Genomic DNA, 3,969 nt, shown 5'->3' on the forward strand with positions numbered 1-3,969 from the left:
ACCGCACGTTCCACCTTGTCGCTCAGGCGGTGCCAGGCATCGCGCGAGGCGTGCTTGGCATGCTCCCATTCCAGCGACGAGCTGCCACGGCGGCTGCCCCAGTCGCGGCTCAGGTCCGATTCGACGTCGTCGAACGAACGGTCCGGGTAGCGGGTGTAAGCGTCCACGCCATAGGTGTAGGCCGGGCCGTAGTCGTCGTAGGTGCTGCCGGTGTTCACGTATGGGCGGGTGCTGTAGTTCTCGCGCCAGTAGGTGTCTTCTTCGGCCGGGTCCACCGCCTTGCGGATGCCACGGCCGGCCAGCGCACCGGCCACCGCGCCCACCACAGCGCCCACGGCCGCGCCCACCGGGCCGGTCATGCCGCCCACGGCCGCGCCTGCGGCTGCACCGCCGGCCACGCCGCCGGCCACACCACCCACCACGGCACCGGTGCCAGTGGCCACGGGATGCGATTCGGTCTTGTCGGTGAGGTTGCGATCGGTCATGTCAATCTCCTTCGGGTTTGAGTGACTCAACCTTAGGCCCCGCCTCGCACGCCGGGCAGCCCTTGCAGGCTGATCCGGTCGCGAGGCGGAGGCTGTCACCGTTGTCGGCCGTGGCCGACAGGGATCACCCTGGGATGTATCAACGCGGCCCGCCTCATCGCGGCGTGATGGTGTAGCGGATGGCCGCCGGGACGCCGCCCACCAGGTCGCCCTCCTTCACGCCGCGGAAGCTGTTCTCTGCGGCCACACCCGCCTGCACGGCGGTGGTGACCCGTGCCGCCAGCGCCTGCCAGGCCGCCGCATCGGGCGCGGTCAGGCTCACGGTGTAACGGGCATCGCTGGCGATGCTGTTGACCGAGTTGCCGCCGTTGAGTCCGCTGACGCTGTAAGCGCCCGCAGGCAGGCCCGCGGCCTTGAGCTGCGCCAGCGTGCGACCGGCCGCGTGGACGGCGCTGGTGCGGCCATAAGCGCCGTTGCTGTGGCCACCCGGGCCTTGAAACTCCACCAGCAGGCTGCCGGTCTGCTGCGCCTGCACCGGCAGCGCGCCCAGGGTCAGGGCGGCGGCTGCCAACAGGCTTGCGATCGTCTTGTTCATGTGGGTGCTCCTGTTACTTGACTTCAGCGGTGCGGGCGCCGAGGGGCGCGGCGGCAGGCGCCACCACGCTGCCGTCGGTGGCATGGAAGCCCGAGGCGATGAGCGCGGCCGTGAGCACACGCTGCAGGCGCAGCACTTCCTTGGCGCTTTCACCCGGAATGGCCCACTCCCAGAAGGCATGGCCGCCACCGCCCGCGGCAAAGGTGCCGATGTTCAGGTTGATGGTGGGCACGCCGATGGCGGCGGGCACGTTGTCGTTGAGGCTGCTGGCCGCGGTGGACAACTTCTCGAGCTTGTCCACGCCCACCACCTCGGCCGACTGCCAGGCCGCCTGGATCGACACGTCCGACAGGTTGCTGCGCTCATGCGGCGGCCGGTCGCCGAACCAGGTCAGTTCCATCTTGACCGCCTGGGCGCTGTTGTCGGGCACGCCGTAGCGGCTGTTCTCTTCGGTCACGCCAGCCTGGAACAGCGGCTCGATACGGCCGCGGATGTCCTTGAGCGGATCGAGCCGGGGCGAGCGCATGTCCACCTGCACGGTGCAGCTGGGCACCACGGTGCTGCCCGCGGCCGGGTCTTCACAGCTCACCACACCCACGGTGTAGGTGGTCTTGAGCGCCTGCTTGTCGTCGTCCCAGGGCGTCTTCACGTCGGCGATGCGGGCGATGGAGGCCGCCGCTGCTTCCAGGGCGCTGGGCGCCGTGGCACCGGCCGCGGTGGGCGCGGTGTACTTCATCTCGAAGCGGTAGCTGCCGATGAAGTTGATGGTGCCGCTGCCACCGTCGATGCTGAAGTTGGTGACGAAGTTCAGCGGGTTGGTGCCGGTGCCCAGGTTCTGGTCGTAGCCGTACAGCTGCTTCATGCCGGCCAGGTTGCCCTTGCCTTCTTCGCCCGCGGTGCCACAGAACCACATGTCGTACACCGGCTTGATGTTGTACTTCTTCATGGCCTTGGCCAGGTTGAAGACACCCGAGGTGTTGCCCATCGCATCGCTGATGCCCGGCACGTACAGGCGCATCGCGCCGGCGTTCCTGGCCGCCGTTTCGTCGGCAAAGTACTGGCGCGCCTTGATGTAGCTGGCGTCCTGCACGATGCGGCCGGCAGCATCGAAGCTGAGCTGCTCCGGTATCGCCGCCAGCTCGCCCGGCGTGGTGACGATGGCCTGCCCGATGGGCTGCAGCTTCACCGGCTCGAACGGATCGGTGGCCGGCGGCAGCACCTCGGGGTTCACGGTGTCGATGTGGCCTTCCACCAGCACCTTGGGGTACTGGCCGCGGTAGGCCTGGGCGCCCGCGCTGGCTGAATAGCTGCCCTTGATCTCCACGCACATGTTGTAGACCGGCAGGCCGTCCACCAGCTGCACGTCGCTGCCCGGCAGCTGGCCGTCGGCGCGGGTCTTGATCTCAGTGGCGGCAAAGCCCCATTCCTGCAGCGCACGGCGCTGGATCTCGGCGGCGCGCCGCATCTCGAAGCGCGAGGGCGAGGCGATACGCACCAGCTCCATGTGCTGGTCGAAGCGGGCCTGCGTGCTGGCGGGGCTGGACCATTCCTGCACCATCGCCATCACCGTGGGGTCAACCGTGATCTTCTGCGCCGCTGCCCGCACTTCCGGCGAGATGGTGGGCACGTCGCTGGGCGTGGCCGGCGGCGGGGTCTCGGGCGTCGTGGGCCCGTCGTCGTCGCTGCCGCCGCATGCGGCCAGCGCCAGGGCCACCGAGCAGGTCAGCAGTCTGAGGTTCATCGGGTTCGGCCTGGTGAGAGTTGGCATTGCGCCCTCCTGTCAAGTGCTTCATCAGTGAGTCATGCAACAGGACCACCGACGCTCGTGGTCCCGCTGCAGCGGGTCGTGCCCACAAGTTCCGCAATCGATGTGCCATGCAGGCGCGCACGCGGCCGGCGACCCAGGAAATCAACGGGGGCAAGCACTTGGCGCAGGCGCAGGCCTGGGGCACGGCGCGACGTCGCGTCGGGATCCCGACGATGCGGCACGGCATGCCGTCGGCATTCCGACGAATACGGCGCCAAGTTGTCTAGACAAGCAGGCCCTGCGGTGGCGGGCGCCGTTGCGCCCGGTTGCAACATGGCCTGTTGGCAGCCGTGGCGGCCTTGCGCCGGCCTCGTAAGCTGAAGCCTGTGAACCCGCTGCCTGGCCCCGGCAGACGGGTGGTGGTCGGGAGGAGGAGAAGGGCCGATGGCGATGCAGCAGGTGTTGGCCGGTGGCGGCGCATTCACGTTGACCGCGTTGGCGGTGTTGTTCTGGTTCGTGTGGCAGCGCCTTCGTTACCCCAGTGCACCCTGGTTCTGCGCCGCCTTTGCGACCGCCGGGGCGCTGTATGCGGCCTATGCGCTGCTCGGCACCGACGTGCTGCAGGCAACGCCCGATCCGCTGGCCCTGGCCCGCACCGTGGCCGGCGTGCTGTTCGGCCAGGCGCTGGTGCAGCTCACCGGCCTGCCGGCTGCGCTGCGGCGGCGCCTGTCCGGCGCCTTGCTGGCTTATGGCCTGGTGGCCGGGGCGTTGACCGCCTGGTTGCCGCTGGGCCGTGGCGGGCAGCTGCTGGTGTGGCTGCCGCTGGCGCTGGGCCAGGTGACGCTGTTCGCCTGGATGGCCCGCCGCGAGCCGCGCCACGGCCACAGCCTGGTGTGCGTGGCCCTGCTGCTGCTGCCGCTGGGTTATGCGGTGGCGGCCACCTTGTCGCTGCCCTTGACCTGGGTGCGCTACCAGGCACCGGCGCCTTGCGTGCTGGTGGCCATGGCGGCCTTGATGGTGCGCATGATCTGCGACCACGACCACCTGAGGCAGGCGCTGGACGACCGCACCGCTGCCCAGCAGGCGCTGCAGGACAGCCATGCCCAGCTCGACCTGCGGGTGCGTGAGCGCACGCAGGAGCT

General features: G+C 69.5%; 4 protein-coding genes. 1 reads left to right on the forward strand and 3 read right to left on the reverse strand.

Going from position 1 to position 3,969, the window contains the following annotated elements; translation table 11 throughout:
* The 3 genes from ABNT58_RS06555 to ABNT58_RS06565 form a co-directional block, all read right to left on the reverse strand.
* On the reverse strand, positions 1-485 hold a 485-nt coding region (locus ABNT58_RS06555; RefSeq protein ID WP_348752699.1), incomplete at its 3' end, for a glycine zipper domain-containing protein.
* A gap of 154 nt (positions 486-639) precedes the next feature.
* Entirely contained in the window at positions 640-1,080 is a 441-nt protein-coding gene (locus tag ABNT58_RS06560) for a peptidase dimerization domain-containing protein (protein WP_348752700.1), read from the reverse strand.
* Positions 1,081-1,093: 13 nt separating this feature from the next.
* Positions 1,094-2,821: a peptidase M20 gene (locus ABNT58_RS06565; RefSeq protein WP_348752701.1), complete on the reverse strand. Its 1,728-nt coding sequence runs from the start codon at positions 2,819-2,821 to the stop codon at positions 1,094-1,096.
* Positions 2,822-3,271: 450 nt separating this feature from the next.
* On the opposite strand from ABNT58_RS06565, the gene ABNT58_RS06570 reads away from it, so the two are divergent.
* The coding region (locus ABNT58_RS06570) for a hypothetical protein (RefSeq protein ID WP_348752702.1) at positions 3,272-3,969 on the forward strand (698 nt) is incomplete at its 3' end.

Origin of the sequence: uncultured Aquincola sp. (assembly GCF_964001545.1) — a bacterium.
Classification (GTDB): domain Bacteria; phylum Pseudomonadota; class Gammaproteobacteria; order Burkholderiales; family Burkholderiaceae_C; genus Aquincola.

What these genes read in the sequence shown, in the direction of transcription:
- ABNT58_RS06565 (WP_348752701.1), bottom strand. Translation starts at nt 2,821, where the DNA reads ATGAACCTCAGACTGCTGACCTGCTCGGTGGCCCTGGCGCTGGCCGCA.
- ABNT58_RS06560 (WP_348752700.1), bottom strand. Translation starts at nt 1,080, where the DNA reads ATGAACAAGACGATCGCAAGCCTGTTGGCAGCCGCCGCCCTGACCCTG.